Source organism: Frankia sp. KB5 (assembly GCF_002099325.1).
Lineage (GTDB): Bacteria > Actinomycetota > Actinomycetes > Frankiales > Frankiaceae > Frankia > Frankia casuarinae.
In genome coordinates this window covers 1-4,448 of sequence record NZ_MRUJ01000342.1, presented here as the reverse complement: position 1 = coordinate 4,448, position 4,448 = coordinate 1, and the positions used below count along the sequence as shown (strand labels likewise).

Genomic DNA, 4,448 nt, shown 5'->3' with positions numbered 1-4,448 from the left:
CTGCGGTCGGTGAGGAGATCTTTTAGAGACAAGTGTTCCGTCCTTGTGCGCTCGCGCGGGGACGGAACGCCAAGCCTCGGATGCCCGTTACAACGTCCGCCTCGCCCACGACCGAGGATGAAGAACTGTGCGCCGTGTGGGCCACGGCGCGCCAGCGAGCCTGGCCGGTCGTCTCGGTGGACGAGCGGGAGAGCCTACAGGAGACCCTGGAGATTCTCGCGGACAGTGATGCGGTGGCGTCGATCCGTCAGATGCGTGAGGAGATCGCCCGAAAGGTGGGGACGGTCATCAGCCCCAGCCCCAGCCCCAGCCCCAGCGCCGGCTCAGCTTTCGGCGGGGGGGATGTTGGGGTTGAGCCGGAAGCGGTTCTCCGGGTCATAGGTGCGCTTCACTCGCCGCAGCCGCTCGACGTTGCGCCCCCAGGCCCGTGCCCGGTCGGCGTCGTCGAGATCCGCGTCGCCGCCGAAGTTGAGGTAAGTGCCCGATGCGGCCCGAAGCCTGACGGCCTCGCCGTAGGCATTGCGCACCCAGCGGATGTTTGCGTCGTCTTCGGCGGGGTCCAGCCAGTTTCCGTCGATGCTCAGCAGGTACCGAGCGCTGCGGTCACCGAACGCGGTTTCGGTTGTCCCTACACGTGACATGGCCCCTCCCAGGAGAGGCAGGTGCACCATCGTCGTCGGGTGCGGGCGGTCGTGGCTGATGCGCGCCACGAACGTGGTCGCGTCCTCATCGAGTCTGTCCAGGTAGACGGACTTCCAGTAACTCTGGAGCCCACCCTTGGGGAAGAAGGGATCGAGGGAGGATTGCGCTGTCCGGTACGACCGGGCCTGGCTCATATCGGCAAGCGGCGCGCCAAACCCGGAAAGCGCCCGGCACGCTCGCTGACCCTCGTCCGGGGTGCCGGCATACAGGGCGGCCGTGATGAGCACGTCGCGGTTGTGCACGGCGGGCGGGAGCGTCGGTGCATCCGGCAGCGACCACAGGAGGGCACGGCTGGTGACCTCGTCAGGGACGGTGGACGTCCAGTCCTGCCAGCGGGAAAGCACCTCGGTAACGGCATCGACCGGGTGAACGATCATGCTATTCCAGACCATCGGGCCCAACGGATAGGCCTCGAACTCGAAGGACACCACCACACCGAAGTTGCCGCTCCCGCCACGCAACGCCCAGAACAGGTCCTCATGTTCGGTCCCGTCGCACCGTATGATCTTGCCGCTGGCTGTCACGACCTCGGCGGCGCGCAGCGCATCACAGGCCAGACCGTACTTGCGGTGGAGCCAGCCGATTCCGCCACCGAGTGTCAGACCCGCGACGCCCGTGGTCGACACGACCCCGCCAGGTACCGCGAGCCCGTACAGCTGCGTCTCACGGTCGACGTCGCCCCAGGTCGCACCACCCGCCACCCRCACACGTCGCTGATCCGGGTCGACCCAGACACCCCGCATCATCGACAGATCGATCATCAAACTGTCGTCGGCCGTGCAGGTCCCGGCGATGCTGTGGCCGCCGCCGCGGACAGCGACGAGCAGGTCCCGCTTGTAGGCGAGGCTGACGGCGTCGACGACGTCGGCGGTGCCGGTGCATCGGATGATCAGACCGGGTCTGCGGTCGAGCATGGCGTTCTGGACGACCCGGATGTCGTCATACCCCAGGTCGTCCGACGTCAGAACCTGCCCGCGGAAGATCGCGCGAATCTCCTCGACCGTCTCGTCCGAGAGCGTCTGCCGTTCGCCATCCAGCGTGAGTATCTGTGCCGACATCGAGCGATCTCCCCTCCGCGCCTGCCGATGTCTCCGGTGGGCATCGGTCTGCGTTACTCGCTTCTTACAGGGTGACGCCACGGCTGGATCGTCGCTAGCGTGTTCGTCCCGCAGGACGGCAGCCAGTTCGGCGAGTGCGGCCAAGATTGCCACTCCGAACCCGGCCCACCGCCATCCCGTCTCTGYGCCGGACAGCGGCGTGCCTGCGGAATTAGGAAGCTGGCAGGTCCGTCGCTGGCGCCTGGCGTGGCTGCCGGGGGTGCGGGCGCAGCCCGCCCCGGTCCGCCAGCGTGTCGGTGGCCGGGATCCGGGTCCGCGAATCGGACTGTCGGACCGCTCCAGTAGCGTTGGTCGGCTGTCTATCGGGAGGTCAGTCGTGCTGCTGGAAGGACTCAAGCCAGGGCTGCGCGTCGACGGGCTCATCCCCGCCGAGGTCGTCACGGTCATTGCCGCGCAATGGCACGGTTCCGACGCGCTCGAACTGACCTACAAGACCGCCGCCGGCGGCCTCGGCCAGCAGGTCGTGTTCCGCAAGGACCAGGACAAGCTCAGCGTCGCCCAGACCGGCAGCCGCGCCTTCGATGCCAACGCCAGCGACTTCAAACTCGTGGCCGAGGCGCAGCGCATCTCGCTGGCCGGGCTCTTCGACCCGATGCTCGCCGTCGCCACCAGCGACGTGCAGCCCCTCCCGCACCAGATCCGCGCGGTGTACGGCGAGCTGCTCCCGCGTACCCCGCTGCGCTTCCTGCTCGCCGACGACCCCGGCGCCGGCAAGACGATTATGGCTGGCCTCTACCTCAAGGAGCTGCTGCTGCGCGACGACGTGAAGCAGTGCCTCATCGTCGCGCCCGGCGGGCTCGTGGAGCAGTGGCAGGACGAGCTCTTCTTCAAGTTCGGCCTCCGTTTCGATCTGCTGACCAACCAGCTCATGGACTCCCAGGTCAACCTCAACGTCTTCGAGACCAACCCGCTCCTCATCGCACGAATGGATCAGCTCTCCCGCAACGAGCAGCTCCGGGCCCAGCTCAGGGAGACCGAGTGGGACCTGATCGTCGTCGACGAGGCCCACCGCATGGGCGCCCACTACTTCGGCGGCAAGCTGGAGAAGACCAAGCGCTTCCAGCTCGGGGAGCTCCTCGGCGAGATCACCCGCCACCTGCTGCTGATGACCGCGACCCCGCACTCGGGCAAGGAGGAGGACTTCCAGCTCTTCCTCACCCTGCTCGACAGGGACCGGTTCGAGGGCCGGCAGAAGAAGACCACGGACACCAGCGGGATCATGCGCCGCCTGGTCAAGGAGGAGCTGCTTACCTTCGAGGGCAAGAACCTCTTCCCCGAACGTGTCGCCGAGACCGTTCCCTACGAGCTGACCGCGTTGGAGTACGCCCTCTACGCGGACGTCACCCACTACGTCCGCGAGGGGATGAACCGGGCCGACCGGCTCGGCGGCAAGCGCAAGAACACCGTCGGCTTCGCGCTCACCGTTCTCCAGCGGCGACTCGCCTCCAGCCCGGAGGCGATCTACAAGAGCCTCGTCCGCCGTTCCGAGCGCCTGGAGGGCAAACGGCAGGAGATCCTCAACGGCACCTACCGCGAGTCCGAGCCGACCGTCGACCTGGGCGAGATCGACGAGGACGGGTACAACGCCGAGGAGATCGAGGAGCTGGAGGAGGACCTGCTCGACGCTGCCACCGCAGCGCAGACCGTCGAGGAACTCAACGCCGAGCTGATCGAGCTGGCCGAGCTGGTGAAGACCGCCAAGATCGTCCGCGACGCCGGCACCGACCGCAAGTGGACCGAGCTGTCGAACATCCTCCAGGACGAGGTGCTGACCGCCGACGCCAACGGCTGGCCGCGCAAGCTCATCATCTTCACCGAGCACCGCGACACCCTCGACTACCTCCGGGCCAGGATCGGCTCGCTGCTCGGCAAGCCCGACGCGGTCAGGGCGATCCACGGCGGCGTCCGCCGCGGCGAGCGTCGCCAGATCACCGAGGAATTCACCAAGAACCGCGACGTCCAGATCCTCCTGGCGACCAACGCGGCTGGGGAGGGCCTCAACCTCCAGGCTGCCCATCTGATGGTCAACTACGACCTGCCGTGGAATCCCAACCGCATCGAGCAGCGCTTCGGCCGCATCCACCGCATCGGCCAGGACAAGGTCTGCCGACTGTGGAACCTCGTGGCCTCCAACACGCGGGAGGGTGAAGTCTTCACCCGTTTACTGGCCAAGCTCGACCAGATGCGCCAGGATTACGGCGGCAAGGTCTTCGACGTCCTCGGTGAAGCCTTCACCGAGACCCCGCTGCGCGCCCTCCTGCTCGACGCCATCCAGTACGGCGAGCGCCCCGACGTGAAGGCGAAGATGCACGAGGTCATCGACGCCAGCGTCGGCGATGGCCTCAAGGACCTGCTCGACGAGCGGGCGCTCGCCTCAGAGCACCTCGCCGAGGCCGACCTCCAGCGGCTCCGCGCAGCGATGGATGAGGCCCGGGCCAAGAGGCTCCAGCCGCACTACGTCGAGCTGGCGTTCAAGGCGGCCTTCACCCGTCTCGGTGGCCGGATCGCCAGGCGTGAGCGGGGGCGCTACGAGATCGCGAACGTGCCCCAGCACCTCCGCTCGGCCGGCAGGGGACCGATCGCGACGAAGTACGACCGCGCCACCTTCGACCTTGCCCACTGCGATCA

2 protein-coding genes are annotated in these 4,448 nt (G+C 67.5%); one reads left to right on the top strand and one right to left on the bottom strand.

Translation table 11 applies throughout. The annotated features are described in order from the left end of the window. Nucleotides 1-323: 323 nt before the first annotated feature. Nucleotides 324-1,760 (bottom strand): FAD-binding oxidoreductase, encoded by a 1,437-nt coding sequence (locus KBI5_RS24015; RefSeq protein ID WP_085016568.1) that lies wholly within the window; start codon nt 1,758-1,760, stop codon nt 324-326. Between the two features lie 376 nt (nt 1,761-2,136). Here KBI5_RS24015 and KBI5_RS24010 point away from each other — a divergent pair. Beyond that, nucleotides 2,137-4,448: helicase-related protein (locus KBI5_RS24010; RefSeq protein WP_116290008.1), on the top strand; the 2,312-nt coding region annotated here is incomplete at its 3' end.